This window comes from Cryobacterium sp. TMT1-19 (assembly GCF_004403055.1).
Taxonomy (GTDB): domain Bacteria; phylum Actinomycetota; class Actinomycetes; order Actinomycetales; family Microbacteriaceae; genus Cryobacterium; species Cryobacterium sandaracinum.
The window spans coordinates 58,609-83,324 of sequence record NZ_SOHB01000034.1; the positions used below are offsets into that span (position 1 = coordinate 58,609).

Genomic DNA, 24,716 nt, shown 5'->3' on the forward strand with positions numbered 1-24,716 from the left:
GGCCTGCGTCCGGGCCTGCCCTCCGGCACCCGGCCCGGTACTCTGGGCGCATGACCGCACTGGAGCGTCTGCAGGCCGAACTCGGCACCCACGTCAGCGTCGATCCGCGCCGGCTCGCGCCCGTTCGGGCCGACAAATCGGGCTGGGTTGCCCCGGGGATGCCGCTGGCGGTCGTCTACGCCGCATCCGTCGACCAGGTGCAGGCGACTCTGCGCATCGCGACCGAGTTTCGCGTGCCGGTGATCACCCGCGGAGCCGGAACGGGCCTGGCCGGGGGAGCGTGCGGCACGGGCGGCGCCATCGTGCTGAGCGTCGAGCGGATGAACCGTATCCTCGAGATCCGCCCGGAGGATGAACTGGCCGTGGTCGAGCCGGGCGTGCTCAACGGCGACCTCAACACGGCCCTCTCCGCGCACGGGCTGTGGTTCGCGCCGGACCCGGCAAGCCGGGCGATCTCCTCGGTCGGCGGCAACATCGCCACCAACGCGGGCGGGCTGCTCTGCGCGAAGTACGGCGTCACCCGGGAGGCGGTGCTGGCGTTGACGGTGGTGCTCGCCGACGGGAGCCTGCTGGAGACCGGGCACCGCACAGTCAAGGGCGTCACCGGCTACGATTTGACCGCCCTGCTCACCGGCTCGGAGGGCACCCTCGGCGTGATCGTCGAGGCCACCGTGCGGGCGCGCGCCATCACCCTGGGCGAGACCGTCACGATCGGCGCGACGTTCCCCGACGTGGCCCAGGCGGCCGCGGCATCCGGTCTCGTCACGGCGGCCCGGCTGCGCCCGGCCGTGATGGAACTCATCGACCCGGTGGCCCTGGCCCTGATCGCGGCGTACCTCGGGCCGAACCTGTTCGAGGGAGTTCCGGCTAGGGGAGCGTTCCTGCTGGTGCAGACGGATGGGCCGGCGAGCCAGGCGGAGGCGGACCAGGCGGTGGCCGTGCTGCGGGCCGCGGGCGGGGAGGTGCGCGTCTCCACCGACGCCGAATCCGCCGATCGACTGCTGGCCGTGCGGCGGGCCGCGCATCCGGCGCTGGCCGCTCACGGCGAGGTCCTGATCGAGGATGTCTGCGTGCCCCGCTCCCGGCTGGCCGAGATGTTCGCGCGGATCGCTGAGATCAGCGCCCGCACGGGCCTGCCCATCCCCACGGTGGCCCACGCCGGAGACGGCAATCTGCACCCCAATTTCCTGATCCCGTTCGATCCGGCCCGGGGCGGCGCGGAGCCGGTCGTGCCGGAGGCGGTCTGGCTGGCGGCCGACGAGCTCTTCCGTGCCGCGCTCGAACTCGGCGGCACGCTCACCGGCGAGCACGGGGTCGGCGTGCTCAAGCGGCGCTGGCTGGCCGAGGAGCTCGGCGACACGGGCTTCGCCCTGCAGCGCCGGATCAAGGCGGCGTTCGACCCGTTGGGCATCCTCAACCCGGGCACCATGTTCGAGGCGTGAGCGCGCCGCTAGTCTGTTGGGCATGACCCACGAGCCGACCCCGGAGCACTCCGCCGCCGCCCCACACTCTCATCCGGCCGGAACCCAGACCGCGGCCCAGCCTGCCCCGGTGCAGCCCGCGGCCCAGCCGGTGCAGCCCGTCTGGACCGCCCCCGTTCGTCGCACCCGGGCGGGCATCGTCACGCTCACGGTCGCCGGCCTCGTCATCGGCGGCGCCGCGCTGCTGCTGGTGTTCGTCTACCTGGCCACCTTCCTCGATGCCGGCACGCTGCTGGTCGGCCTCATCCTGGCACTCATCCCGCTGATCGGGATTTCGCTCGCCGTGGGCTGGATCGATCGGTGGGAGCCCGAACCCCGCCCGGCCCTCTGGTTCGCGTTCCTCTGGGGCGCCGGCGTCTCCATCGTGACCGCGCTGCTCTTCGACCTGGGCGTGCAGCTGGCCCGGGCCGGCGCCGGAGCCATCGAAACGGATGACGGTTTCGCCGCCGCCGTCTTCCAGGCGCCCCTCGTCGAGGAGGCCGCCAAGGGCGCCGGGGTGCTGCTGCTCTTCTGGGTGCTGCGTCGGAGATTCGACGGCCCGGTCGATGGCGTGGTCTATGCCGCGACGATCGCCGCCGGATTCGCCTTCACCGAGAACATCCAATACTTCGGTGTGGCGATGATGGAGGGTGGCTCCGAGAACCTGGGCTTCACGTTCCTGGTGCGGGGGGTGTTGTCGCCCTTCGCCCATGTCATGTTCACTGCCTGCATCGGCATTGCGTGCGGGCTGGCGGTCCGGTTCCGGCCGTTCCCGGCCTTCGCCACGATTCTGCTCGGATTCGTCTCGGCGATCTTCCTGCACTTCGTCTGGAACGGGGCGTTCTACCTGGTCGAGAGTGGCTCGCTGGTGGCGTACTACCTCGCCGTGCAGGTGCCTCTGTTCCTCGGCGCGATCATGGTTGTCGTGCTGCTGCGGCGCCAGGAAGAACGCGTCACCGTGCTCCGGCTGAGCGAGTATGCCGCGGCCGGCTGGTTCAGTCCGGCCGAGGTGGGTATGCTCGCCACCCGCGATGGCCGTCGGCAGGCTCGATCCTGGGCCGCGCGGCAGCCCCAAACCCGGAAGCGGGCCATGCACCATTTCATCCACAACTCCACCCGCCTGGCTTTCGCCCGACAGCGCATGGTGAACGGTACGGCTGCGAACGTCGACCGGGCCGACGAATCGGAGCTGCTGGGGCTGATCCAGCGCGACCGTGCCGGCGTGATCAACTGACTCTGGTGCCCTGACGAACAAGGACTCGCCGCCCCGGTGGTGTGGCAGTGCCGACAACTTTCCCGGAGCGGCGAGTTCTGTTCCATGGTGCGCCCGACGGCCACGTTCGCGCAAGGGGGAATTTTTGGTGTGCGGGCGAGCGCGCAATCCGATTGGATAGAGGAATGACTGATCAAAACACCAAGCCCGAACTCGACGCTCCGGAGGGCCCCGCGCCTACCGAACTGACCATCACCGACATCGTGGTCGGCGAGGGAGCCGAAGCAACCCCCGGCGCCACCGTCAACGTGCACTACCTCGGCGTCGCCTATGACACCGGAGATGAATTCGACTCCTCCTGGAGCCGCGGGCAGTCGATCAACTTCCCGCTTGCTCAGCTCATCGCGGGCTGGCAGCAGGGCATCCCCGGCATGAAGGTCGGCGGACGCCGCAAGCTGGTCGTCCCTCCGCACCTGGCCTACGGACCGGCCGGCGGAGGACACCAGCTCTCCGGCCAGACCCTGATCTTCGTGATCGACCTGCTCGGAACCCGCTAGAAACCCGCAGTGCCGGAAGCACGTGCGAGTCGCCACGCGAGTCGCGCATTGCTACGAGTCGTGTTCGATTCGCACGTGCTTGATCCGGGAGGCGTGGCCGCGCACGATGGTCACCGCGCTCTTGGACACGCCGAAGTGCTTGGCCAGCAGCTTCACCAGCGCATCGTTGGCGGCCCCCTCAACGGCCCGCTGCTGCAAGAATACGGTGAGCGCAGCATCCGTCGGAGCATGGGGCGCGTCGTCGCCCGGCTCTCGGCCCGGCTCTCGGCCCGGCTCCCGGCCCGGCTCTCCCCCGGAGACCAGCGGTCCCTTCCGACTACCGGGCTTCACATGCACCGTCAGGTTCACCGTTCGCGTCACGTCGGACCTCCGGGAATATAGTTCTCTTCACAACGCTAGTGGGCGGAGTCGTCTTCATGATCTCAATCGATAGTGCGCGGGCACTGGCCGAAGCCGGTCTGCAGTGGCGTCCCGTCTCCGGTGACGCCTTCCGCATCGAGCGCTCCGGCTTCGAAAGCGACGTGTTCACGGTCAGTGACATGACGATCGAGCCGCACGAGTTCGACACGGGAACGATCCTCGGCTTCAACGGCACCACCGAGTGGGCCCTCGATTCACTGGCCCTCGAGGATGCCCTGTGGATGCCGCGTGAGGACCAGCTGCGCGACCTGTTGCGGAGCACCTTCCGTTCGCTCACCCGTCAGGGGGAGGACAGCTACCGGGTGACGGTGGCGCTGAACGGGGCGCCGGAATTCTTCGACGCCGCCGACCCCGCGGATGCCTACGGCAACGCGCTCCTGCGTCTGATCAGCCTGTCCGCCGATTCCCTCGCCTGACACCCACCCTCTCGCCGGCTCCGCCGGTGGTCGAGCCTGTCGAGACCCGGTACGTCGACCTCCAGAGATTCGCCCGGGGCATCCGTTGCGGTCGAAGTCGCTAACCTCGGAGATTTTCGCGACACGCCGGGCAACCGGCCACCACAACCGGCGTTTCCCGAAAATATCCGAGTTTACGTGACACGGATGTGTGCTGCGCGCCCATTGACGGATGCCCGCTGCGGGCCCTGCGACGGCTGCTTCTACTCCTCCACAATACGGGTTTGATCAGGTTATCCACAGGGCGCTGACGGGTGCCGATCTGGAGCATGGAATGTCAGTGGTCAGCCGTAACGTGTGTCTCATGAAGCCCTCCGACAGTGGGCAGCGAGAACGCCTGGGTCGTCACTTCGACGCCATCCGGGAGATGCAGGCGGACGCCGCCCGGGTTGACGCCCGCCTGGCCGAACAGGTCGATCGGGCCCGCCGGTTCGCCGAAGCCCTGGCCCGAGACGCGGCCCAGGCAGCCAAGGACAAGGCCAGGGAGGGACCCCGGCAGTGGCCGGGGTCGCGGCCGGGATACCCCGCGCCCGGTGGGACGCTGCACAGGTCGCCGAGCGGGAGTTCGTGACCGAACTGGCCTGCACCCTGCGGCTGCCGGTGCGCTCGACCGAAACCCTGATCGCCGAGAGCCAGACCCTCCTGCACGAACTGCCCGCGACCCGGGCGGCCCTGCAGGACGGGTCGATCACTTACCGGCACGCGCAGGTACTGATCAACCAGTCCTGGTCGCTGCCGGCCGAGGCGCTAGCCGGGTTCGAACAGACGCTGCTGCAGTCCGCCCCGCACCTGACCGTGGCCAACCTGAAGAACAAGGCCCGGATCATGCGGGAACGGCTGCACCCGGAGTCGATCACGGCCCGGCACCAGAAATCGCTGGCCGACCGCACGGTGATCTTCGAGCCCGAGGCCGACGGGATGGCATCCCTGTCCTGGTACGACTCGGCGGAGAAAGTGAAGGCCGCGCACGACCGCCTCACCGTGATGGGGATGAGCCTGCAGGGCCCGAACGAGACCCGCACGCTGACCCAGCTGCGGGCGGACGTGTTCGAAGACCTCATCCTCGACGGGGTTACCGCATCGGGGGTCGGCCAGGGCATCCGCGGCTCGGTGCACGTCACCGTCCCGGTGATGACGCTCCTCGGCCACTCCGAGGAACCCGGCCACCTCGAGGGGTACGGGCCGATCGACCCCGATACCGCACGCGAGATTGCGGCCGGGGCGCCCGGCTTCATCCGAATCCTGACCCATCCGGAGACCGGGGTGGTGCTCTCGGTCGGGCGCACGTTCATCAGTCGGGGACCGACGTCAGGCCAGCCAGGTCGCCGTCATCCGCTGCACGACTCCGCCGTCGAGGTCGGCGATCTTGGCCGCCACGAACTGGCGCGCCGCCTCCGATGTCTGCACCCGAAACGGTGGGCGGTCGCCGTCGAGCAGGGCGGCGACGATCTCGCCGGCGCTCCGGGCCGACTGGGCCGAGCCGAAGGATGACGCCGCGCGGGCCAGGTACGCCTCCAGTGCCGCGGCGTACGGGTCGTTGGCCAGGCCGGATTGGTTGAGGTCCCGGCCGACGTTGGCGACGAACGAGGATGTCACGGCGCCGGGTTCGACTACCGTCACCGACACACCGGCCGTGGCGGCCACCGGGGCCAGGCTCTCCATGAATCCCTCCACCGCGAACTTCGCCGCACAATACGCCTCGTTGAAGGGCTGGCCGATGGCTCCACCCACGCTCGAGACGGTGATGAGCCGGCCCGTGCTGCCCCGGAGAAGGGGGAGCGCGGCCAGTGTGAGTCAACCACCCCGAAGAAGTTCATCTCCATCACGGCGCGAACGTCATCGACCGTTTCGTTCTCGATGGTGCCGAGCCTCCCCGACCCGGCGTTGTTGATGAGCGCGTCGAGCCGGCCGTGCCGGTCGATGGTCCCGGCCACGGCATCCGTGGCCGCCCGCGGTTCAGTCACGTCCAGGCGACGGATGTCGAGGCTCACTCCGCGTCGGCGGCCGCGTCCCGCAGAGCGCGGGCGCCCTCAAGGTTGCGCATGGTGGCTACCACCGTGTGGCCGGCGCGAGCCGCGGCGATGGCGGCGTGGAATCCGATACCGGAGGAAGTCCCCGTGATCAGAACGACGTTGGAGTCCGGTGCGTGAGTCACGCTTCTAGTACCGGTCGGGTTCCGGGCTGAGCTGGAACCGGCGGCCTGTGATCCTGGTCGGCGTTATCTCGACGTAGATGTACTTCAGGGTCGGGATGAGCGGGCGCAGCGGCAGTTGATCCGCGGCCTCGATCTCGGCCTGCTTGTCGAGAACTCGGGCCTCGCCTCGCACCACGACGCTCCACGCCTCGCTGCGGCCGATGCCGTCGATCTCGAAGGCGACCCGGTTGTTCACCGTGAGCTCGAGGAGCTTCGTACCTTCGGCCGTGCGGAAAACGAGCTGCCGGTCTGCGGAGACGAAGTTCACCGGGTAGATGTCCGGCTCACCGGAAATGCTCATCGCGAGTCTTCCGAAACTGGACGAGATCAGGAGATCCCAGCAGTCGTCCTCGCTGAGGTTCTGAACCGGGTACAGGTCGTTGGTTTCCATGACTCATAGTCCCACGCGGTCCGGCCCGACGCGAGCCGGTGCCGGCAACGAAAAACGCGCCCACCGTTCGCCGAGGGGCGGTGGGCGCGTTTCGGCCTGGCAGCGAGTCGGATCAGTCCCGACGGAGGCGTACGACGGTGCGTCGAAGCGCGAGGAGCGCGCCGAGTCCGAGGAGCAGGGCGCCTGCAGCCGCGGAGATCAGCAGGGGGGCCGAGTCGACGCCGGTCGCGGCCAGCTCGGGAGCGGCCGTGATCGTGTCGGCGGCGGCCGGGAGGGCCGTTTCGGTCGGTGTCGGTGTCTCGGTCGGTGTCGGTGTCTGCGTCGGCGTGACCTCGGCTGCAGGCACGATCGTGTTGAGCTCGGTCGCGCACTCCACGGTCGAGCCACCGCCGTTGCTGGAGTAGTTGCACTGGTTGACAGTGATGGGCACGTCGGTCGTCACCGTCGCCGAGGGATTCACCCGGCAGAGCACATCGGCGCCGCCGCCGTTCCCGGCGTTGTTGCACTGGGTGACGGTCGCGTCGGTGGTGTTCTCAAGGGGCACGCAGTCGAGTTCCGTGCTGGCTCCGGAGCCGACGCACTGGTTGACCGTGGCCGGGGATGCCGTGGTCGCACCGGTGATGTGGTTGTTCACGGTCACCGTGCAGATGGTGTTACCGCCGCCGACGTTGATCGAGCCGTTGCACTGGGTGATCGTGTGGATCAGCTTCGAAGAGTTCACGACCGTCGCTGCGGGGGGCTGCACCTCGGTGTTCGCCGCGTGGATGCTGACGACGGTGCTGGTGGTCGATCTGGTCGCGCCGGTCGCCAGATTGAGATAATTGTCGACCGTGACGCTGCATTCGACGGCGCCGGTGCCGCCGCCGACTCCGGCGACATCGTTGCACTGTTCGACGGTGCCGTCGACCGGAGCAGCCGAAGCGGAAACCGCCGGCGAAGCGGTCAGGACGAAGACCGCGAGGAAAAGGCCGAGGGCCAGAACAATCGAACGGTTCAGTGCAGAAGCACTGAGGAAAGAACGTGAAGTTTTAACAGCCAGTAGATTTGCGATGGGGGCCCCCTTATTAGGACCACCCTAACAGGGCATTCGCAGGTGCCAACGACGAGGACCGGGTCAGTGCCCTTCGTTCACGCCTCTGACCCGGTCAATAAGATCTTTCCACGGCCCAGAGACCTGCTGCTCGCCGAGCACGACCTCGTGGGGCGCGCAACGGATGCGGTAGACGTAGCGGTCCGGCTGCGGAGCCGCCGCGGACACCTCGTCCCAGGGCAGCCCACGGAGAAGTTCCGCCCAGGCGGACCGGTCGGGTTGTTCCTCCACCTGGACTTCCCAGGTGGTGCGGATGCCGGCGAAGCCACCGCTGCGCGAAACGACGACCTTCATGGGCCCGATATTACTCCGGCCGGGGGGCAGGATCGACGGGCGCGCGACCGACGCCGGTTCCTGGCCCAGTGCCGGACCGGGGCCGGGATCCGGTGCCGAGCCCGCCGCCGAGGCCGACGGCGGTCCAGCCGGCGATCACGGCCTCGTGTTCTCGGGACCCGGCGCCGTGGCGCGTGACCGCTGCCCGCGAGGTCGCCCGCGCGAACCCGGCGAAGTCCACGGTGCGGCCCAGCGTGCCGGAGGTGAGGGTGTCGAACCAGATCTGGCCGGCCGTCTCCCAGGCGTTTCCGCCGAGAGCTGTGGCCACGAGGTAGAACGCCCGGTTCGGAATGCCCGAGTTCAGGTGCACCCCGCCGTTGTCGTCCTCGGTTTCGATGTAGCCGGTCATGTCCGCGGGCTGGGGGTCCTTGCCGAGAGCATCGTCGTTGTAGGCGGTGCCGGGAGCCTTCAGCGAGCGCAGTGCGACCCCCTGCACCTGGTCGGTGAAGAGACCTTCGCCGATCAGCCAGCCGGCCTCGGCGGCTGACTGGCCCAGGGAGCGCTGCTCCACCAGCGAGCCGAACACGTCCGACAGGGACTCGTTTATCGCACCTGATTGACCCTCGTAGGCGAGGTTGGCCGTGAATTGGGTCACCCCGTGCGTGAGCTCATGCCCGATCACCGTCAGCGACGAGGTGAAACGGTTGAAGACCAGGCCGTCGCCATCGCCGAACACCATGCGCTCGCCGTCCCAGAATGCGTTGTCGTAGTTGCGGCCGTAGTGCACGGTCGCCTCCAGCGACACACCGCGGTCATCGATCGAGTCGCGCTCGAACACGTTCCAGAACAGGGAATGCGTGTCTCCGAGCCCCGCCCAGGCCTCATTGACCGCGAGATCGGCCCCGGCGGGCTGGCCTTCGCGGCGGACCAGCCGGCCCGGCAGTCGTTCCAGGCCGCCGGCATCCGACACGGCCCGGTCCACGTGCCCGCGCACCCGAGCGGCCGCTCCGCCGCGCACACCGGAGTGGACCGACGACGACGGCGTCGGATGCGCCGCCGCGCGCAGTTCCCGGATCGGCACGTCCCGCATCAGAGACCGTCTGGCTGCCTCGGCCGCGGCCGCGAGCCGGGGATCGTCGACCCGCGCCAGCCGCACCAGCAGATACGGCGGCACGATAGTGCACCGGGAGAAGCCGTGCGATGAGCCTGTCATGGGTCGAGTGTGGCACTCGGCGGTGACGCGCACCACAGAAATTCCTGATTGGCCCGTGTGCCGCGACCCTGAGACCCGAGCGAAGGCCCGCGGCGGCATCCGGAACGTGGGCCGGGTGCCGCCACGGGGGTCTGGTATCATCAGCGGCCGACCCGCTGCCTGAGAAATAAGGAACGCCGGTCGAGAGCCATTAATAGCACCGTGCGCGCCGGGCGAGAAGGTGCCGGTGAAAGGCCTTCCGTAGACTCTCAGCATGCGCTTCGGAATCGTCATTCTCCCGCAGGATTCGTGGCCGGAGGCCCGCCGTCGCTGGCAGGGCGCTGAGCAGCTCGGCTTCGACCACGCCTGGACCTACGACCACCTGTCCTGGCGGTCGTTGGCCGACCAGCCCTGGCATGCGACCGTCCCGACGCTGACTGCCGCGGCGGTCGTCACCTCGCGGATCCGGCTGGGTACCTTCGTCTCATCACCGAACTTCCGGCATCCGGTGACCTTCGCCAAGGAGATCGCCACCCTCGACGACATTGCCGGCGGGCGATTCCTGCTCGGGGTGGGCTCAGGCGGAACCGGGTTCGACGCCACCGTGCTCGGGCAGCCCGAGTACACCCCGAAGCAGCGGTCCGAGCGCTTCGCCGCGTTCGTCACGGCCCTCGACCGGCTGCTGCGCCACGAGGAACCGGGCAGCGGCGGCATCAGCTTCGAGGGGGAGTGGGCGAGGGCGGTCGGCGCGCGAATGGTCGGTGTGCCGGCCCAGGAGCCGCGGGTTCCGTTCGTCATCGCCGCGAACGGGCCCAAAGGGCTGCGCCTCGTCACGACGTTCGGTTCCGGCTGGGTGACGACGGGAGCGGACGGCGTCGTGGGCGAGGACTGGTGGGCGGCGGTAGCCGGCCTCATGCACCGGCTGGAGGACACGGCAGTCGTCGCGGGCAGGAACCCGGCCACCATCGACCGTTACCTGTCTCTCGACAGCGGCGGCTGCTACTCCCTGCAGAGCATCGGAGCGTTCGAGGATGCCGTAGGTCGGGCCGGCGAACTCGGCTTCACCGACGTGATCAGCCACTGGCCGCGAGCGGCCGGCATCTACGCCGGAACGGAGGCCGTTCTGCACCGGGCTGCGGCCGTGATCAGCCGGCAGCGCGCCCGCGCCGGAAAATAGTCTGAGAAGAACCGACCCCGCAGAGCCGGCGCAGAAAAGCTATCATGGTCGATCTCCACCGGGCTTCCCCCTTCCATTCTGGAACCGGGTCCCGGTCTCGCTTCAGGCCTCGTCGACGAGGTGCTGACACAATCTCCGTTCCGCGCCTGCCGAATCACGATGGCGGCGGTCCATGCTCCCGATTCAGAAAGCACTACGTGACCGCACCACTCTCCTCACCGGGCCGCCCCGACGCTCGAGTCCCGTACCATTCCCGCCACCGCATCGGCGGCAAGATCGTTCCGGCACCGCGGGTCTTCTTCCGGCCCTGATCATCATCCTGGCCATCGTCGTGATCGCCATCGTCTTCCCCACCCGCACGGGCGACACCCTCGCCCTGCTGCAGGGCTGGGTCGTGGCCGGCCTGGGCCCGTATTACATCATCATCGTCGCCGCGTTCGTGGTCTTCGCCACATGGATGGGCATGAGCCGGTTCGGTGACATCAAGCTCGGCCAGGACGACGACGTGCCCGAGTTCGGGCTGATGTCCTGGTTCTCGATGCTCTTCGCCGCCGGCACGGGCATCGGTCTCGTATTCTGGGGCACCGCCGAGCCGCTCACCCACTTCACCAGCCCGAAGCCCGGCGTCACGGGCAGCAGCCAGGACCTGGCCGCGGCGGCCATGTCGCAGACGTTATGCCGTGGTCGGACTGTCGCTGGCCTACGCCATCCACCGCAAGGGACGCCCCGTCTCGATCCGCTGGGCCCTGGAACCGCTCCTGGGCGACCGGGTGCGCGGCCGCCTCGGCGACGCCATCGACGTGATCGCGATCGTCGATACCCTCTTCGGTGTCGCCACCTCCCTCGGGCTGGGCATCAAGCAGATCGCCGCCGGCCTCCGCCACCTGGGCGTCGTAAAAGAGGTCGACAACACCCTGCTCGTGGTGCTCATCGTCCTGATCACCCTGATCGCAACGGCCTCCGTCGTCAGCGGCGTGGGCAAGGGCATCAAGTGGCTGTCGAATATCAACCTCGGCATGGCCGGGCTGTTGCTCGTGGCCGTGCTGCTTCTCGGCCCCACGCTCTACCTGTTGCGCGTCTTCGTCGAATCGATCGGCGGCTACCTGCAGGGCGTCGTCGGGCTCACGTTCGATGCGGGCTCCTTCACCGGCCAGGCCGGCCTCGACTGGCAGGGTGCGTGGACCGTCTTCTACTGGGGCTGGTGGATCTCGTGGGCGCCGTTCGTCGGCGTCTTCATCGCCCGGATCTCCCGCGGCCGCACGGTGCGTGAGTTCGTGGCCGGCGTGCTGCTGGTGCCGACCCTGGTGACCTTCGCCTGGTTCGCGGTCATGGGCGGCAGTGCCATCAAGCAGGCCTTCGGCGGCGATGGTGGCGGACTGTTCGACCCGGAGGTCGGCATCATTCCCGAGAATGTGCTCTTCGACTTCCTCTCCGGCCTGCCGTTCGGCGGCATTCTGTCGGTGATCGCCGTGATCGTGGTGGCCATCTTCTTCATCACCTCGGCCGACTCCGGTTCGCTCGTCATCGACATGCTCGCCTCCGGCGGCGACACCAACCCGCCCAAGTGGAGCCGCATCCTCTGGGCCGGTCTCGGCGGACTCGTCGCGATCGCACTCCTGCTGGCCGGTGGGCTCGCGGCCCTGCAGACCGGAGCCATCCTGACTGCCATCCCGGTCAGCGTGGTGATGATCGGCATGTGTGTGGCCACCTACAAGGCGTTCCAGGAGGAGCATCAGGTGCTGGTGCGCCTCGAACGCCGCCAGCGCCGGGAAGAGCGGTCCCGGCGGATCAAGAAGAACGTCACCGACCACCTGGAAGAGAACTTCGACGATCACTTCGGCGACCAGATGGACGAGCGGATCACCGCCGCCCTCTCCGAGGGAGAGCAGCGCCGGTGGAAGCTTTGGCGTCGCAAGCATCCGGTGGAGCACGCCCGCGCGGAGTCGGACGACGCCGCGCAGGCGGAGCGGCCCGAGCCGACGCCGGTCGGGCTGGCCGATCCGGCGGCTGCCGATCCGGCCGCTGCCGACCCGATCGGTACCGACCCGACGGCGCTATAGACCTTAGACGTCGATGCGGTAGCCGTGCTTGATGACGGTGGCGACCAGGCCCGGGGTGGGCAGGGCCCGGCGCAACCGGCTGATCGCGACGGCCACGGAATGGTCGTCCGCCATCTTCGGCAGGCTCTGCGCTGGGTGCGCGAGGGAGATCACCGTGCCGCCGGCCGCGAGCAGCAGGCGCAGCAGGGTGAGCGAGGAGGGGGGGGCCAGGCTGGCCTGGTCGCCCGGCACCGTCACGATCCGGTCGCGCAGTTCCACCGGTGCTTCGTGTCCAGGCGCGCCAACCCGCTGCTGCTCCAGGTGGTCGCAGACCAGACGGATGAGCGCGCCCATCCGGTAGCGCTCCGGCGTGAGCGGATGGATGCCGGCGGCCACGAGCGGGGCAGCCGTCACCGGGCCCACCGCCGCGGCGACGGCCCCGAGCATGGCCGCTACGTGCAGATGGTGACGCGGGACGGCATCCTCGACGGGTTCGTGAGCGTCGGGATGCCGCGCACGGCCGCCGAGCTGACCCTGCTCTACCAGCGCGGCAGCGAACTGCGCATGAACCGCTCCCTGCTGCTGCGCTTCGACGGACCCGACTTTGAACCGGCCGCCGGCGCCAACGCCCTCGCCCCGGATGCCACGGTCTGTTGGTGCAACGGCATCACCGTGGGCGCCATCGCCGACTCGATCGGCGGAGGCCAGACCACGGTCGCCTGCATCGAAACCGCCACCAGGGCCGGAACCGGCTGCGGCGGCTGCAAGGGCCGGATCCTGGAGGTGCTCGAGCGGTTCGCTTCGTAACCGCGTGACCGCCCCGAACGAATTCGACGCCGGGCCAGGGTTCCGCCCGAATCGGTTAGGAGGCACTCGGCCGGGCAGCCGTTTACCGATGCTGCACAGGTGCCTATGGTGTCAGCATGCGCGTCGACGACCCCTCATCCCCGTCCCTGCAGACCCTACTGACCAGCCGGCTCGGCCGGTGGGCCATCCGCTCCACCCAGATCATCGTCGTGGTCGTGCTGACCGCCGGCGCCGTCTACGCTCTGGTGCAGGTGCAACTCGTGGTGATCCCCGTTCTCGTGGCGCTCATCCTGGCATCGGCGCTGGCACCGCTGGTCGGCTGGCTGCGCACGCGCGGCCTCCCGGTCATTCTCGCGACCTGGATCACCCTGTTGGCAGGGGCACTCATCCTCGGCGGCATCGTCACGCTCATCGTCTTCGCGGTGCGCAACCAGTGGGGTGCGCTGGTGGTGGCGGCCGGCGACGGGCTCGACGAACTACAGGGGCTGCTGGTCGAGGGCCCGATCGCGCTCGACTCGGAGCAGTTCAACGCGGTGCGTGATGCGATCGTGGGCTTCGTCACGAGCGCACAGTTCGGCACGGGGGCGCTCGCCGGGGTGTCCGCCGCGGTGGAGCTGGTCACCGGAGCCCTGCTCGTGCTGGTGATCCTGTTCTTTTTCCTCCAGGACGGCGGCCAGATCTGGAACTTCTTCCTACGTTTCCTGCACGGCGAGAGCCTCGAGCGCGCCCACCGGATCGGCGACGTCACCCCGACGGTTCTCGGCCAGTACGTGCGGGGAACGGCGATCATCGCCCTCTTCGACGCCGTTCTGATCGGCGTCGGGCTGGCCATCCTGCAAGTTCCGCTGGCCCTGCCGCTGGCTGTGATCGTGTTCCTCACGGCGTTCATCCCACTGATCGGGGCGACCATCGCGGGCATCCTGGCTGCCCTCGTGGCGTTGGTGGCCAATGGGCCGCTCGTGGCGCTGATCGTTGTGGCCATCGTGATCCTGGTCAACCAGATCGAGGGTGACCTTCTCAACCCGGTGGTGATGGCGGGGGCGTTGAAACTGCATCCGCTGGTGATCCTCGTCGCTTTGACCGTGGGCACCATCCTCGGCGGTATCGCCGGGGCCGTTCTGGCGGTCCCGCTCGTCGCCGTGGGCTGGGCGATGATCAAGGTTTGGGACAGGCCGGATCAGTCGATCACCCAGCGGGCGAAGTTCTCCATCCGGCACCGGCCTCAGCCGGCGAAGCCCGCCTAGGCCGCCCCATTGTCGGCTCGGGGTGGCGAGCCTACGATGGGCGGCATCTGACCGGGGAGGCACAGGTGGCGATTTCACCGCTGAAAGCAGCCGTCGACCGAGCCTTCGCCGCCATCGGCAACGCGAGGAAGGCCTGAGGCGATGCCCGCTCTCATCTTCGACTGCGACGGCGTGCTGGCCGACACCGAACGCGACGGCCACCTGCCGGCCTTTAACCAGACCTTCGAGGAATTCTCGGTGCCCGTGCAGTGGAGCGACTCCGATTACGTCCAGAAGGTGACGATCGGGGGAGGAAAAGAACGGATGCGCAGCATCCTCACCCCGGAGGTGGCCGGAGTGCTCGGTCTGCCGGCGGACGACCCCGCGGCCCTCGACTCGGCCGTCGCCGGCTGGCACCGGCGCAAGAGCGCGATCTACACCGAGCGGGTGGCGAGCGGCGCGTTGACGGCCCGCCCGGGCATCCGTCGACTCGTCGCACAAGCCGCGGGCGCCGGCTGGATCCTCGCCGTGGCCTCCACCTCGGCCGAGGAATCCGTGCGCGCCGTGCTCACGCAAACACTCGGGCCCGAGCTGGCCGCGCAGTTCCGGGTCTTCGCCGGCGACATCGTGGACCGGAAGAAGCCGGCCCCGGACATCTACCTGCATGCCCTACGGGAACTCGGGATCGACGCCGCCGACGCCGTGGTCGTCGAGGACAGTGCGAACGGCCTCCGGTCGGCGCTCGCCGCGGGCCTCCGCACCGTGATCACGATCAGCGGTTACACCGCGGACGAAGATTTCACCGGGGCGGCCCTGGTGGTGTCGTCGCTCGGGGACCCCGGCGGCCCCACCACCGTGACGCTGCGCGACCCGCTGGGTCTGGAGCCGGAATTCTTCGTCGACCTGTCCAATTTCGCCACCATCCTCAGCGCCCCCGACCGCTCGGCCCCCGATCTGGAGAGCCGATGACCCGCTCAGCCCTGTTCGACACCGAATTCGTGGCGATGCTCCGGGCCGCCACCGAGGGGATCAAGGCCCGCGGCAAGTCCGACCTGGGAGACAAGACCCTGCTCGACGCCCTCGTGCCGGCCACGGATACGCTCGAAGCCGAGGTGGCCGCCGGCCGTGACCCGGAAACCCTCCTCGCCCGGATGTCCCTGGTTGCGCGGGCGAGTGCGGACGCCACGAGCATGCTGCAGGCCCGTCGCGGCCGGGCCAGCTACACCGGAGAACGTAGCATCGGTTCGCCCGATCCCGGAGCCCGAAGCAGTTCGTGCCGGACATGCACCAGGGGATCGCCGCCGCGAACCTCGACACGCGTGGATGGGCGTGGGCATCCATGGCGAACCGGGCCGACGCCGCGCGAAGCTGACCACCGCGAATGAGATGACCGACGAGATGCGCGACGCGGTCGTCGGGGACCTGCCGGACGTGTCGGGGACCGGGTGGCCCTGATGATCAACGGCCTCGGCGGCACCCGATCAGTGAGCTCTACATCCGGTTCGGGAGGGCGCACGAGCAGCTGGTCAGCGCCCCGGCCGAGATCGCAGCCCGCATCTTCTGGCCGTTGCTCCTGCTGCTCCAGCCGACCTCTCGGACTCTGCTAAACTCGGACGGTTGCCGTTTGACGGCCGCGGATCAAGAGAGCCCAGGCATTCGGCCCCGGGCACCGCGCAGTGAGAGAAAGGGGATCCCATCTATGGCACTCGAAGCTAATGCAAAGAAGGCGATCATCGAAAAGTACGCTACCCACCCAGGCGACACCGGGTCCCCCGAAGTTCAGATTGCAATGCTCACGCAGCGCATCCTGGACCTCACGGAGCACCTGAAAGAGCACAAGCACGACCACCACTCGCGTCGTGGTCTGCTCCTCATGGTTGGTCAGCGCCGTCGTCTGCTCGGTTACCTGTCGGATGTCGACATCACTCGGTACCGCACACTGATCGGCAGCCTCGGACTGCGCCGCTAAGGCACTTTTCGAAGACACCGCGATCTTCTTACAAGCGGGCCGTCACCTTCCGGGTGGCGGCCCGTTTGTGTGTCCGGGGCGGGGAACCGGGAATATCTCCGGGCCCGGCGCGGTTTCCCCCACCGATGTCTACCTCCGCGCTGAGCCTCTCCGTGCTCGATCTGATCCCCGTCCGCACCTCGCAAAGCTCCGCTGAGGCGATCGCGGCAGCCGTGCACCTCGCCCAGAGCGCGGACCGGCTCGGCTACACCCGATACTGGGTCGCGGAGCACCACAACATGCAGGCGGTCGCGTCGACGAACCCGCCCGTGCTGATCGGTATCCTCGCGGCGCAGACCGAACGCATCCGGGTCGGCTCCGGGGGCGTCATGCTGCCCAACCACTCTCCGCTCGTGATCGCCGAGCAGTTCGGCATCCTCGAGGCGGCCTTCCCCGGGCGCATTGACCTCGGGCTGGGCCGTGCGCCCGGCAGCGACCCGATGATCACCGCACTACTGCGCTCGAGTGGAGCAGTGAGCGAGGTCGACGCGTTTCCGCGCAACATCGCTGACATCGCGGCGCTGCTGCACCCCGACGGGGCCTCGCTCAGCCTCACCTCCGGTCAGGACTACACCCTGCACGCGACTCCCGCCGCCACCAAGATGCCCGAAATCTGGCTGCTTGGCTCCAGCGACTACTCGGCCCGGCTCGCCGCCCGGCAGGGCATGCCCTACGTGTTCGCCAACCACTTCGCCGGCGACGGCACCACAGCGGCCCTCGAGCTGTACCGACGCGGGTTCACCCCCAGCGAGACCCTCGACGCCCCCCGCACCATCCTCACCCTGAACGTGTCGGTCGCCGAGACCCGGGTCGAGGCCCTCGCCCTCGCCCTGCCGCAGATGCAGCAGATGGCGCGCCTGAGATCGGGCCTGCCGCTCGGCCCGCTCGCGACGGTCGAAGAGGCCGCCGCCGCACCGATGGCGCCGGCGCTGCTCCAGATGATCGAACGGATGGCCGCGGCCTGGATCATCGACGAGCCCGGCGCCGCGGCCGCGCGCATCCGTGCCCTCGCGGCGAAGTTCGGGGTCGACGAGGTCATGCTGCAGCCGATCGCCTCCGCTCACACGGGCGCCGACGCGGCGACCTCACCCGGGCGTGCGCGCACGCTGGAACTGCTCGCCGCCGAGCTTTTCACCGGAGAGCAACTCGCGGCCGAGGAACTCGCGGCGGTCTAGACGAGTGAACCCCCACAGCCGTGGGCGGGATGGCGTCGAGGGCTGGGGTTCGGGGGCGGTTGCCGCGGTGCAGTGACTCCGTCCAGAACGAATTCGACGGAGATTGTGGCCGTATCGGCCCCGAATACTTCGATAAAGCCGTTTTACGGCAGAATCTCCGTCGAATTGGTTCGACGCCGCACACGGTGCGCCGGATGACCAGCGTCCACACGGTGCAGTCAGCTTCGACTCTCCGGGAGCCACAGGACCAATCGACGGTGACTCACTCGGCAGAACCGAGATCCGTTCAGGCGTCCGGTTCCGTCATGTCGACCACGTGCGACTTGACGTGGGCCTTCAGTGCCTCGATGCCCTTGAGGGCCTCCGCCTTGGAGTGATAGCTTTCGGAGGTCGCGATCACTTCGCCGTTGTTGGCCTTCAGCCGAAACTGGTATCCGCCGGATCGTTCCGCGTAGAGCTCATATTTCCCGGACATCACACACTCTTTTCTTCATCATCGAAAAACGTCGACGGACGCATTGCCGTTGGAAAAACCCTACCGCCCCCGTTGGCGCGCGAGACCCTCAACCCAGACCGAGCAGCCGGAGCCCGGCGGCCGCTGCCGCGCCCGCGATGACCACCGCCAGGAACGGGGCCTTGAACCAGAGCGCAATCGCCGCGACGACGAGCGCCCCGAGCCGGGCGTCGACGACGAGGTCCTGGCCGGTGGCCACGGTGTTCGCGACCGTCAGGGAAGCCAGCAGGCCGATCGTGAGGCCGCCGGCGACGCGGGCGATGCGCGCGTTGGTGACCCACTTCTGCGGCACGAGATAGCCGAGCAGCTTCGTGAGGAACGCCGCCGCGCAGGCCACGAGGATCCAGAACCAGACGCTCATCGGGGAGCCTGCGCATCCGTCGAACCGGGTGCATCGGGTGGACCGGGATAGGGGTCGACGTCGGGCTCGAGACCCTCGCCCGCCGGCCCGTGCCGAAAACCGAACCAGCCGATGGCACCGGCGACGACAGCCGCCACGAGGATGGGCACGCCCGGCGAAACGAGCGGCACGGTCAGTACGGTGGCCAGCGCGCAGACCGCGGCGATCGCCCCGGCCTCCTTCGACCGCAGCCGCGGCCAGAGCAGCCCGAGGAACGCCGCGACCGCCGCGCCGTCGAGGCCCCACTGTTTCGGGTCGCCCACGGCGTCGCCCGCGAGAGCCCCGATCAGGGTGAATACGTTCCACAACACGAAGATGCCGAGACCGGCGACCCAGAACCCCCGCTTCTGCTCGACGAGCACGGTCTGCCCGGTGCTCGTGGCAAGCGATTCGTCGATGGTGACCTGGGCGGCGGCGAAGCGGCGCCAGCCACGAGGGTGCAGCAGGGCGTTCAACTGCATCCCGTAGACCGCGTTACGGATGCCGAGGAGCGCCGCCGCGCCGGCGGCTGCCGCACCGCTGCCGCCGCCGGCGATCACCCCGATGAACGCGAACTGGGAGCCCCCGGAGAACAGGAGCAGGCTCAGCGCCGAGGTCTGCCAGATGTCGAGCCCCGACGACACCGACAGGGCGCCGAACGAGATGCCGTAGAGGCCGGTGGCCACCGCGATCGACAGGCCGACCCTGGCCCCGGGGGAGTGGCAGAGGGTGGTGGGCACCGCTCAATGCTAGGGGGTGCGGCCCCCGGGTCTGCGGGGTCCGGGGTCGGGGAAGCCCGGCGGGGGCCTAGCATTGACCGATACCCAACGGAACGGAAGCACCCAGTTATGAGCGTCTGGCGCACCAAGAGCATTGAGGCCTCCATGGCCGACTCCCTCGAGAAGGGGCACAGCCTCAAGCGCACGCTGGGCACCTGGGACCTCATGATCATGGGCGTCGCGGTTGCCGTCGGTGCCGGGATCTTCTCGGTCGGTGCGAAGGCGGCCGGCAGCTACGCCGGGCCATCCGTCACCCTGGCGTTCCTCCTCGCCGCGGTCACCTGCGCGCTCGCCATCATGTGTTACGCGGAGTTCGCCTCGGCGGTTCCCGTGGCCGGCTCGGCGTACACCTTCACCTATGCGACCCTCGGCGAGCTGCTCGCCTGGATCATCGGCTGGGACCTGATCCTCGAGATGCTGACCGCCGCGGCCGTGATCGCCAAGTATTGGGGAATCTACCTGAGTGAGGTCTTCGAACTCTGGAACTGGGATGTCCCGGCCACGATCGCGGTCTTCGGACTGCAGGTCAGCTGGGGCGCGTTCGTGATCGTCGCAATCTTCACCACCCTCCTGGTGCTGGGCACCAAGCTGTCGGCGCGCGTCGCCAGCATCTTCACCATCCTCAAGGTGGCGATAGTGGTGTTCGTGATCGTCGTGGGTGCCTTCTTCATCAACCCGAAGAACTACACGCCGTTCATCCCCGAGGCCGTGCCCTCCGCGGGCGGCGACGGCGACGTCTGGATGCAGTCCCTTTTCTCGTTCATGACCGGCGCCCAGCCGGCCCAGTACGGACTGTTCGGTCTGCTCGCCGGCGCCTCGTTGGTCTTCTTCGCGTTCATCGGCTTCGACGTGGTCGCCACCAGCGCCGAAGAGGTCAAGAACCCGCAGACGACCCTGCCGCGCGGCATCTTCGCCGGTCTGGCCATCGTCACGGTGCTGTACCTCGGCGTCAGCCTCGTGCTCACCGGCATGGTGCCGTACACCGTTCTCGCCGACGACCCCAATGCCTCACTCGCGACGGCGTTCATCTCGGTCGGCGCCGGCTGGGCTGCCCAGGTCATCTCGGTCGGCATTCTGGTGGGGCTCACCACCGTGATCATGGTGCTGCTCCTCGGCCTCTCCCGCGTGCTCTTCGCCATGAGCCGCGACGGCCTGCTGCCGCGCGGCCTGAGTGTCACCTCGTCCAAGCGCGGCACCCCCGCCCGGGTGCAGATCATCTCCGGCGCCGCGGTCGCCCTGATCGCCGGGTTCACCGACGTGGGCGTGCTCGAGGAAATGATCAACATCGGCACGCTATCGGCCTTCGTGCTGGTCAGCATCGCCGTGGTCGTTCTGCGCAAGAAGCGCCCCGACCTGCCCCGGGCCTTCAAGGTGCCCTTCTCGCCCTTCCTGCCGATCCTGTCGGCCGCGCTCTGCTTCTGGCTGATGCTCAACCTCACGACGCTCACCTGGGTGCGCTTCGCGGTCTGGCTCGCGATCGGCATCGCGGTGTATTTCCTCTACGGCCGCCGTCACTCCGTCGTCGGTATCGAGGCCAAGCGCGTCTTCGACGAAACCCTCCGCGACGAGGTCCTCGCCGAGGAGAAGGCAGCGCTGGGCAAGTAGCGCGCTTTCGCGGTCGGGGGCCGTCACTGGGGTGACCCCCAGCATCCATCGGGAAGGATGGAGCCATGCTGCACCGCCATCCCGTCCTGTCCCTGGTCACGCTCGCCTATCTGGCGTTCGTGGGCTGGGTGACGCTCGGGCCGCAGCCGCTCGACAGTGGGAACAACGAGCTGCTGCTCCGGGCGCTCCGATTCTTCAACCGGCACGACTCCACCGACTGGATCACCTACGGGCGGGTCGAATTCGCGGCCAACATCGCCATGTTCATCCCGATCGGCGTGTTTCTGCTGCTCCTGCTCGGACGCCGGTTCTGGTGGCTGGCGATCGTCGTGGCCGTCCTACTCACCGGCTCAATCGAGTTCACGCAGCAGTTCCTGCCGACCCGGGTCCCGGATGTGCGCGATCTGGTCGCGAACGGGAGCGGCGCCGTGCTCGGTGTCATCGTCGGCCTCGTCCTTACAGCGTTCAAACTGGTGCGCCGTGAGGAGCCCCGGTCGAGGCGGGTTGCGCCGACCTACAGCCGGTAGAGGCGCGCCTCCCAGGGGCGCAGCACCGGGTTCGAGGACGGTGCGGCGGCATCCGTTGTGGCCGGATAGTTGGCCAGAATCAGATCGGCGCCGGAGACGTCCATCGGAAGCAGGTCGGTGAATGGGGCATCGGATGCGTTCGCGACGACGAGCAGCGTCTCGTCACCCCGGCTGCGAGTGAAGGCGTAGAGCGCGTCGTGGTCGGGTTCGAGCAGGGTGAAATCGCCGAGGGCGACCACCTCGCTCTCATGCCGCAGCGCAATCAGGCGCTGGTAGAAGCGGAACACACTCCGCTCGCTCGCGAGGTCGGCGGCCACGTTCACCGTGACGCTGTTCGGGTTCACGGCCAGCCACGGCGTGCCGGCGCTGAAACCGGCCTGCGGCGAGGCATCCCACTGCATGGGCGTGCGCGCGTTGTCGCGGCCCATGGTCTGCACTCCGGCGAGCACGGTGCCGGGGTCCAGGTCGAACTCTTCCACCGCCTCGCGGTAGTGATTGAGGGATTCGAGGTCACGGTAGTCGTCGATGGAGTCGAACCGCACGTTGGTCATGCCGATCTCCTCGCCCTGGTAGATGTAGGGCGTTCCGCGGTGCAGGTGCAACACCAGGGCCCACAGAGTCGCCGACTCGTAGCGCAAGGAGGTGTCGTTGCCGAAGCGCGACACCAATCGGGGCTGGTCGTGGTTGTTCAGGTAGAGGCTGTTCCAGCCGGTCTCGGCCAGACCCTCCTGCCAGCGTGACAGGCTCTTCTTCAGCGCCGTCAGGCTGCGAGGCAGCACCTCGAACTTGTGCTCGCCCTGGTCGAGGCCCACATGCTCGAACTGGAAGATCATGTCAACCTCGCGCCGGGCCGGGTCGGTGAACAGCAGGGCGTCGTCGGTGCTCACGCCCGGCATCTCGCCGACGGTGAGGTGCCGCCCTCCGCGGCCGTCGAAGACCTCGCGGTGCATCTCCTGCAGAAACTCATGGATCTGCGCCCCCATCGGCGAGCCGCCGCCGGTGGCCGGGGCCGGTCCGTCGATCAGCTCGACCTGCTTGGCGATGAAGTTGATCACGTCCATCCGGAAGCCGTCGACGCCGCGGTCCAGCCACCAGTTCATCATCGCGTAGACGGCCTCGCGCACCTCGGGGTTCTCCCAGTTGAGGTCGGGCTGCTGCTTGGCGAACAGGTGCAGGTAGTACTCATCGGTGGCGGGATCGAGCGTCCAGGCCGGGCCGCTGAAGGCGCTGCCCCAGCCGTTCGGCGGGCCGCCGTCGGCCTGGGGCTTGCGCCACCAGTACCAGTCGCGCTTAGGGTTCGTCAGCGACGAGCGTGATTCCTGGAACCAGGCGTGCTCGTCGCTGGTGTGGTTCACCACCAGGTCCATCACGATCTTGATGCCGCGCTCGTGGGCCTCGACCAGCAGCAGGTCGAACTCCGCCAGGCTGCCGAAGACCGGTTCGATGTCCTGGTAGTCGCTGATGTCGTAGCCGTTGTCATGTTGCGGCGACGGGTAGACCGGAGAGAGCCAGACCGCGTCAACGCCGAGCTCGGCGAGGTAGTCGAGCTTCGAACGGATGCCGCCGAGGTCACCGATCCCGTCGCCGTCCGAGTCCGCGAAGCTGCGCGGATACACCTGGTAGACGACGGCGCTGGTCCACCAGGAGGCGCAGGTCGCGGGGGTGGTCGCGGGGGCGGTCATCCCGGACGTTGGTGCGGGTGTCGTCATTTGATCGATCCTCTCATCACGCCGGAGATAACCCAGCGCTGGGCAAAAATGTACACAATCAGCAGCGGGGCCATGGCCATCAGGTACGAGGCGAACGCGGCCGAGTAGTTGGTGTTGAACTGGCCCTGGAACACGAATTGGGAGAGTTGCAGGGTGCGTGCCGCCGGGTCGGAGAGCACGACGAGAGGCAGGATGAAGTCATTCCACGCCCAGACACAGGTGAGGATGCCGACGGTCGCGTTCATCGGGGTCAACAAGGGCAAGATGATCTGCCAGTAAACCCGCCAGGTGGTCGCCCCGTCGGTGTAGGCCGCCTCCTCCAGCTCGATCGGGATCAATTTGATGAACGCGACGTAAATGAAGACTGTTGAGCGAGAGCCCGAACACCGCGTAGAGCAAGATCAACCCGACCTGGTTGTCCAGACCGAACAGGGCCGTCTCTTTCACGACTGGGAGCATGATGATCGGGAACGGGATGAAAATGGCGGACAGCAGGTAGAAGTAGACGCCCGTGAAGAACTGCTTGTGCAGGTTGCGGGCGATCGCGTACGCCACGAGCGAGTTCGTCAGCAGGGTGAGGATGACGGCGCCGACGGTGATCAGGGCCGTGTTCATCAGCGCCTGCGGGAATTTGGTCAGCGTCCAGGCGTCGGCGAAGTTCTCCCAGTGGACGCTGGTGGGGAGCGCGAACCCGGTGCCGCCGAGCTGGTCGGGGGTCTTCAGCGCGGTGATCACGGCGAAGTAGAGCGGCACCAGCACGGTGATCGCGCAGACCGCAATCAGCACGGTGGCTCACCAGTTGATCCGGGTGCGGTTGTTGTTGATGCGCCGGACACCGCGCGAGTCACGAGCCGCCCGGGGGGATGCGGGTTCGACCGTGGCGGGGGAGTCGATGGTGATAGCCATTAGAAGTCGGCCTCCGTGCGCTTGAGAACTCGGAACTGCAGGAACGAGACGAGCATGATCACGATGACGAACAGCACCGCGTTGGCGGGATGGCCGTCCACGCCCAGTCCGGGTTGGTGAGGATGTTGTCACGGAACACCGGGACGTTCGACAGGATCCGGGGGAGCGAATTGGCGAAGAAATACTGGAAGACGTACCCGACGACCAGGATCGCCAGCACGTAGGGGATGAAGAAGATGCCGCGAAAGGTGGACTGGAACGCGATCTTCGCGTTGAGTCCGACCGCGATGGCCAGCGAGATCACGTTGGTGAGGATGGTGGCGACGATGGCGAAGCCGAAGGTGAAGCCATAGGCCTTCAGTACCCGGTCGTCCTGGAACAGGGCGATGAAGTTGCCGAACCCGACGAAGTCCCACGAGCCGAAGCCTGCGTAGTTGGTGAAGGAGAAGAAGATGCCGATGAGTACCGGGACGGTGTGCAGCAGCGCGAAGACGGCGACCGCGGGGACGACCATCCAGTAGAAGGCGCGCGGGGTGGCGCCGACGCGTCGCCGCGCCGTGCTCGGCCGCGACGCTCGGGGCGTCTGCTCCGGCCGGGGCCGGGTCAGGACGGAAGTAGCCATC

29 protein-coding genes and 3 pseudogenes are annotated in these 24,716 nt (G+C 68.2%); 17 read left to right on the top strand and 15 right to left on the bottom strand.

Annotated features, from left to right (window positions below; all coding sequences use genetic code 11):
* Positions 1-50 precede the first annotated feature (50 nt).
* The 3 genes from E3T40_RS09495 (at position 51) to E3T40_RS09505 (ending at position 3,230) form a co-directional block, all read left to right on the top strand.
* On the top strand, positions 51-1,442 hold the full coding sequence (locus E3T40_RS09495; RefSeq protein WP_104169948.1) for an FAD-binding oxidoreductase: 1,392 nt from the start codon (positions 51-53) through the stop codon (positions 1,440-1,442).
* A 22-nt stretch (positions 1,443-1,464) separates the two neighbouring features.
* A complete protein-coding gene (locus E3T40_RS09500; RefSeq protein ID WP_134543233.1) occupies positions 1,465-2,694 on the top strand; it encodes a PrsW family intramembrane metalloprotease in 1,230 nt (409 codons plus the stop codon).
* A gap of 164 nt (positions 2,695-2,858) precedes the next feature.
* A complete protein-coding gene (locus E3T40_RS09505) occupies positions 2,859-3,230 on the top strand; it encodes an FKBP-type peptidyl-prolyl cis-trans isomerase (protein ID WP_104101078.1) in 372 nt (123 codons plus the stop codon).
* Positions 3,231-3,281: 51 nt separating this feature from the next.
* Here E3T40_RS09505 and E3T40_RS09510 read toward each other — a convergent pair whose 3' ends face one another.
* The gene (locus E3T40_RS09510) at positions 3,282-3,590 is read right to left on the bottom strand and encodes a DUF167 domain-containing protein (RefSeq protein WP_241981728.1); all 309 of its coding nucleotides are present in this window, start codon (positions 3,588-3,590) and stop codon (positions 3,282-3,284) included.
* Between the two features lie 56 nt (positions 3,591-3,646).
* Between E3T40_RS09510 and E3T40_RS09515 the strand changes: the two genes are divergently transcribed.
* From E3T40_RS09515 to E3T40_RS17080, 3 genes are all read left to right on the top strand, one after another.
* A complete protein-coding gene (locus tag E3T40_RS09515; protein WP_104101079.1) occupies positions 3,647-4,066 on the top strand; it encodes a hypothetical protein in 420 nt (139 codons plus the stop codon).
* A 343-nt stretch (positions 4,067-4,409) separates the two neighbouring features.
* Positions 4,410-4,676: a hypothetical protein gene (locus E3T40_RS09520; protein WP_104169223.1), complete on the top strand. Its 267-nt coding sequence runs from the start codon at positions 4,410-4,412 to the stop codon at positions 4,674-4,676.
* Entirely contained in the window at positions 4,673-5,596 is a 924-nt protein-coding gene (locus E3T40_RS17080) for a DUF222 domain-containing protein (protein ID WP_241981729.1), read from the top strand. The genes E3T40_RS09520 and E3T40_RS17080 overlap by 4 nt, the downstream gene beginning before the upstream one ends.
* Positions 5,597-5,722: 126 nt before the next feature.
* On the opposite strand, the pseudogene E3T40_RS17330 reads toward E3T40_RS17080, so the two are convergent.
* From E3T40_RS17330 to E3T40_RS09540, 5 genes and pseudogenes are all read right to left on the bottom strand, one after another.
* A pseudogene (locus E3T40_RS17330) lies at positions 5,723-5,836 on the bottom strand (short-chain dehydrogenase); the annotation flags it as partial.
* 125 nt (positions 5,837-5,961) lie between these two features.
* Positions 5,962-6,096 (bottom strand): annotated as a pseudogene (locus E3T40_RS17605) (SDR family NAD(P)-dependent oxidoreductase); the annotation flags it as partial.
* Positions 6,093-6,260 carry an SDR family NAD(P)-dependent oxidoreductase gene (locus E3T40_RS17340; RefSeq protein ID WP_255453816.1) on the bottom strand — a complete coding sequence of 56 codons (168 nt, stop codon included), beginning with the start codon at positions 6,258-6,260 and terminating at the stop codon, positions 6,093-6,095. The gene E3T40_RS17340 and the pseudogene E3T40_RS17605, both read right to left, overlap by 4 nt.
* Before the next feature lie 4 nt (positions 6,261-6,264).
* Positions 6,265-6,690 carry a pyridoxamine 5'-phosphate oxidase family protein gene (locus E3T40_RS09535; RefSeq protein ID WP_134543237.1) on the bottom strand — a complete coding sequence of 142 codons (426 nt, stop codon included), beginning with the start codon at positions 6,688-6,690 and terminating at the stop codon, positions 6,265-6,267.
* A 112-nt stretch (positions 6,691-6,802) separates the two neighbouring features.
* Positions 6,803-7,330 (bottom strand): hypothetical protein, encoded by a 528-nt coding sequence (locus E3T40_RS09540; RefSeq protein WP_104195329.1) that lies wholly within the window; start codon positions 7,328-7,330, stop codon positions 6,803-6,805.
* On the opposite strand from E3T40_RS09540, the gene E3T40_RS09545 reads away from it, so the two are divergent.
* A complete protein-coding gene (locus E3T40_RS09545) occupies positions 7,317-7,511 on the top strand; it encodes a hypothetical protein (protein ID WP_134543239.1) in 195 nt (64 codons plus the stop codon). The genes E3T40_RS09540 and E3T40_RS09545 overlap by 14 nt on opposite strands.
* Positions 7,512-7,804: 293 nt before the next feature.
* Here the strand turns inward: E3T40_RS09545 and E3T40_RS09550 are convergent, their stop codons facing one another.
* Positions 7,805-8,074, bottom strand: a complete 270-nt coding sequence (locus E3T40_RS09550) for a protealysin inhibitor emfourin (RefSeq protein WP_104169227.1) — start codon at positions 8,072-8,074, stop codon at positions 7,805-7,807.
* A gap of 10 nt (positions 8,075-8,084) precedes the next feature.
* The gene (locus E3T40_RS09555; protein ID WP_134543241.1) at positions 8,085-9,266 is read right to left on the bottom strand and encodes a M4 family metallopeptidase; all 1,182 of its coding nucleotides are present in this window, start codon (positions 9,264-9,266) and stop codon (positions 8,085-8,087) included.
* 253 nt (positions 9,267-9,519) lie between these two features.
* Here E3T40_RS09555 and E3T40_RS09560 point away from each other — a divergent pair, with 253 nt between their 5' ends.
* The gene (locus tag E3T40_RS09560) at positions 9,520-10,422 is read left to right on the top strand and encodes an LLM class flavin-dependent oxidoreductase (RefSeq protein ID WP_134543243.1); all 903 of its coding nucleotides are present in this window, start codon (positions 9,520-9,522) and stop codon (positions 10,420-10,422) included.
* A gap of 172 nt (positions 10,423-10,594) precedes the next feature.
* Positions 10,595-12,482, top strand: a pseudogene (locus E3T40_RS09565) (BCCT family transporter).
* A 3-nt stretch (positions 12,483-12,485) separates the two neighbouring features.
* Here the strand turns inward: E3T40_RS09565 and E3T40_RS09570 are convergent.
* On the bottom strand, positions 12,486-12,908 hold the full coding sequence (locus E3T40_RS09570; protein WP_134543245.1) for a winged helix-turn-helix domain-containing protein: 423 nt from the start codon (positions 12,906-12,908) through the stop codon (positions 12,486-12,488).
* 15 nt (positions 12,909-12,923) lie between these two features.
* Between E3T40_RS09570 and E3T40_RS09575 the strand changes: the two genes are divergently transcribed.
* From E3T40_RS09575 to E3T40_RS09605, 6 genes are all read left to right on the top strand, one after another.
* The gene (locus tag E3T40_RS09575; protein WP_241981734.1) at positions 12,924-13,268 is read left to right on the top strand and encodes a (2Fe-2S)-binding protein; all 345 of its coding nucleotides are present in this window, start codon (positions 12,924-12,926) and stop codon (positions 13,266-13,268) included.
* 116 nt (positions 13,269-13,384) lie between these two features.
* Positions 13,385-14,512: an AI-2E family transporter gene (locus E3T40_RS09580; protein ID WP_134543249.1), complete on the top strand. Its 1,128-nt coding sequence runs from the start codon at positions 13,385-13,387 to the stop codon at positions 14,510-14,512.
* Between the two features lie 141 nt (positions 14,513-14,653).
* Positions 14,654-15,460 (top strand): HAD-IA family hydrolase, encoded by an 807-nt coding sequence (locus E3T40_RS09585; RefSeq protein WP_104169523.1) that lies wholly within the window; start codon positions 14,654-14,656, stop codon positions 15,458-15,460.
* Entirely contained in the window at positions 15,457-15,876 is a 420-nt protein-coding gene (locus tag E3T40_RS09590; protein ID WP_104101099.1) for a dihydroxyacetone kinase subunit L, read from the top strand. The genes E3T40_RS09585 and E3T40_RS09590 overlap by 4 nt, the downstream gene beginning before the upstream one ends.
* A 314-nt stretch (positions 15,877-16,190) precedes the next feature.
* Positions 16,191-16,460 (top strand): 30S ribosomal protein S15, encoded by a 270-nt coding sequence (gene rpsO / locus E3T40_RS09600; protein ID WP_104101100.1) that lies wholly within the window; start codon positions 16,191-16,193, stop codon positions 16,458-16,460.
* A gap of 125 nt (positions 16,461-16,585) precedes the next feature.
* Positions 16,586-17,674, top strand: a complete 1,089-nt coding sequence (locus tag E3T40_RS09605) for an LLM class flavin-dependent oxidoreductase (protein WP_134543251.1) — start codon at positions 16,586-16,588, stop codon at positions 17,672-17,674.
* A gap of 286 nt (positions 17,675-17,960) precedes the next feature.
* Here E3T40_RS09605 and E3T40_RS09610 read toward each other — a convergent pair whose 3' ends face one another.
* From E3T40_RS09610 to E3T40_RS09620, 3 genes are all read right to left on the bottom strand, one after another.
* Positions 17,961-18,149: a DUF1508 domain-containing protein gene (locus E3T40_RS09610; RefSeq protein WP_104101102.1), complete on the bottom strand. Its 189-nt coding sequence runs from the start codon at positions 18,147-18,149 to the stop codon at positions 17,961-17,963.
* Between the two features lie 88 nt (positions 18,150-18,237).
* On the bottom strand, positions 18,238-18,549 hold the full coding sequence (locus tag E3T40_RS09615; RefSeq protein WP_104169526.1) for an AzlD domain-containing protein: 312 nt from the start codon (positions 18,547-18,549) through the stop codon (positions 18,238-18,240).
* Positions 18,546-19,307, bottom strand: a complete 762-nt coding sequence (locus E3T40_RS09620; RefSeq protein WP_104195310.1) for an AzlC family ABC transporter permease — start codon at positions 19,305-19,307, stop codon at positions 18,546-18,548. Before E3T40_RS09620 ends, E3T40_RS09615 begins: the two co-directional genes overlap by 4 nt.
* Positions 19,308-19,415: 108 nt before the next feature.
* Here E3T40_RS09620 and E3T40_RS09625 point away from each other — a divergent pair, with 108 nt between their 5' ends.
* Positions 19,416-20,951, top strand: a complete 1,536-nt coding sequence (locus E3T40_RS09625) for an amino acid permease (RefSeq protein ID WP_104195309.1) — start codon at positions 19,416-19,418, stop codon at positions 20,949-20,951.
* Positions 20,952-21,016: 65 nt separating this feature from the next.
* Positions 21,017-21,478 (top strand): VanZ family protein, encoded by a 462-nt coding sequence (locus E3T40_RS09630; protein WP_104101106.1) that lies wholly within the window; start codon positions 21,017-21,019, stop codon positions 21,476-21,478.
* Here E3T40_RS09630 and E3T40_RS09635 read toward each other — a convergent pair.
* The 3 genes from E3T40_RS09635 to E3T40_RS09645 all read right to left on the bottom strand — a co-directional run bounded on the left by E3T40_RS09635 (position 21,466) and on the right by E3T40_RS09645 (position 24,715).
* Positions 21,466-23,187, bottom strand: coding sequence for an alpha-glucosidase (locus E3T40_RS09635; RefSeq protein ID WP_166786617.1), 1,722 nt, complete (start codon positions 23,185-23,187; stop codon positions 21,466-21,468). The genes E3T40_RS09630 and E3T40_RS09635 overlap by 13 nt on opposite strands.
* Positions 23,184-23,525, bottom strand: a complete 342-nt coding sequence (locus E3T40_RS17610) for a carbohydrate ABC transporter permease (RefSeq protein ID WP_370287910.1) — start codon at positions 23,523-23,525, stop codon at positions 23,184-23,186. The genes E3T40_RS09635 and E3T40_RS17610 overlap by 4 nt, the downstream gene beginning before the upstream one ends.
* 626 nt (positions 23,526-24,151) lie before the next feature.
* Entirely contained in the window at positions 24,152-24,715 is a 564-nt protein-coding gene (locus tag E3T40_RS09645; protein ID WP_174843660.1) for a carbohydrate ABC transporter permease, read from the bottom strand.
* Position 24,716: the final 1 nt, after the last annotated feature.

Excerpts from the sequence above, each read along its gene's own strand:
- E3T40_RS09495 (WP_104169948.1), top strand. The coding sequence starts at position 51 with ATGACCGCACTGGAGCGTCTGCAGGCCGAACTCGGCACCCACGTCAGC.
- E3T40_RS09500 (WP_134543233.1), top strand. The coding sequence starts at position 1,465 with ATGACCCACGAGCCGACCCCGGAGCACTCCGCCGCCGCCCCACACTCT.
- E3T40_RS09505 (WP_104101078.1), top strand. The coding sequence starts at position 2,859 with ATGACTGATCAAAACACCAAGCCCGAACTCGACGCTCCGGAGGGCCCC.
- E3T40_RS09515 (WP_104101079.1), top strand. The coding sequence starts at position 3,647 with ATGATCTCAATCGATAGTGCGCGGGCACTGGCCGAAGCCGGTCTGCAG.
- E3T40_RS09520 (WP_104169223.1), top strand. The coding sequence starts at position 4,410 with ATGAAGCCCTCCGACAGTGGGCAGCGAGAACGCCTGGGTCGTCACTTC.
- E3T40_RS09535 (WP_134543237.1), bottom strand. The coding sequence starts at position 6,690 with ATGGAAACCAACGACCTGTACCCGGTTCAGAACCTCAGCGAGGACGAC.
- E3T40_RS09550 (WP_104169227.1), bottom strand. The coding sequence starts at position 8,074 with ATGAAGGTCGTCGTTTCGCGCAGCGGTGGCTTCGCCGGCATCCGCACC.
- E3T40_RS09555 (WP_134543241.1), bottom strand. The coding sequence starts at position 9,266 with ATGACAGGCTCATCGCACGGCTTCTCCCGGTGCACTATCGTGCCGCCG.
- E3T40_RS09560 (WP_134543243.1), top strand. The coding sequence starts at position 9,520 with ATGCGCTTCGGAATCGTCATTCTCCCGCAGGATTCGTGGCCGGAGGCC.
- E3T40_RS09570 (WP_134543245.1), bottom strand. The coding sequence starts at position 12,908 with ATGCTCGGGGCCGTCGCCGCGGCGGTGGGCCCGGTGACGGCTGCCCCG.
- E3T40_RS09575 (WP_241981734.1), top strand. The coding sequence starts at position 12,924 with ATGGTGACGCGGGACGGCATCCTCGACGGGTTCGTGAGCGTCGGGATG.
- E3T40_RS09580 (WP_134543249.1), top strand. The coding sequence starts at position 13,385 with ATGCGCGTCGACGACCCCTCATCCCCGTCCCTGCAGACCCTACTGACC.
- E3T40_RS09585 (WP_104169523.1), top strand. The coding sequence starts at position 14,654 with ATGCCCGCTCTCATCTTCGACTGCGACGGCGTGCTGGCCGACACCGAA.
- E3T40_RS09590 (WP_104101099.1), top strand. The coding sequence starts at position 15,457 with ATGACCCGCTCAGCCCTGTTCGACACCGAATTCGTGGCGATGCTCCGG.
- rpsO (WP_104101100.1), top strand. The coding sequence starts at position 16,191 with ATGGCACTCGAAGCTAATGCAAAGAAGGCGATCATCGAAAAGTACGCT.
- E3T40_RS09605 (WP_134543251.1), top strand. The coding sequence starts at position 16,586 with ATGTCTACCTCCGCGCTGAGCCTCTCCGTGCTCGATCTGATCCCCGTC.
- E3T40_RS09610 (WP_104101102.1), bottom strand. The coding sequence starts at position 18,149 with ATGTCCGGGAAATATGAGCTCTACGCGGAACGATCCGGCGGATACCAG.
- E3T40_RS09615 (WP_104169526.1), bottom strand. The coding sequence starts at position 18,549 with ATGAGCGTCTGGTTCTGGATCCTCGTGGCCTGCGCGGCGGCGTTCCTC.
- E3T40_RS09625 (WP_104195309.1), top strand. The coding sequence starts at position 19,416 with ATGAGCGTCTGGCGCACCAAGAGCATTGAGGCCTCCATGGCCGACTCC.
- E3T40_RS09630 (WP_104101106.1), top strand. The coding sequence starts at position 21,017 with ATGCTGCACCGCCATCCCGTCCTGTCCCTGGTCACGCTCGCCTATCTG.
- E3T40_RS09635 (WP_166786617.1), bottom strand. The coding sequence starts at position 23,187 with ATGACGACACCCGCACCAACGTCCGGGATGACCGCCCCCGCGACCACC.
- E3T40_RS09645 (WP_174843660.1), bottom strand. The coding sequence starts at position 24,715 with ATGGCTACTTCCGTCCTGACCCGGCCCCGGCCGGAGCAGACGCCCCGA.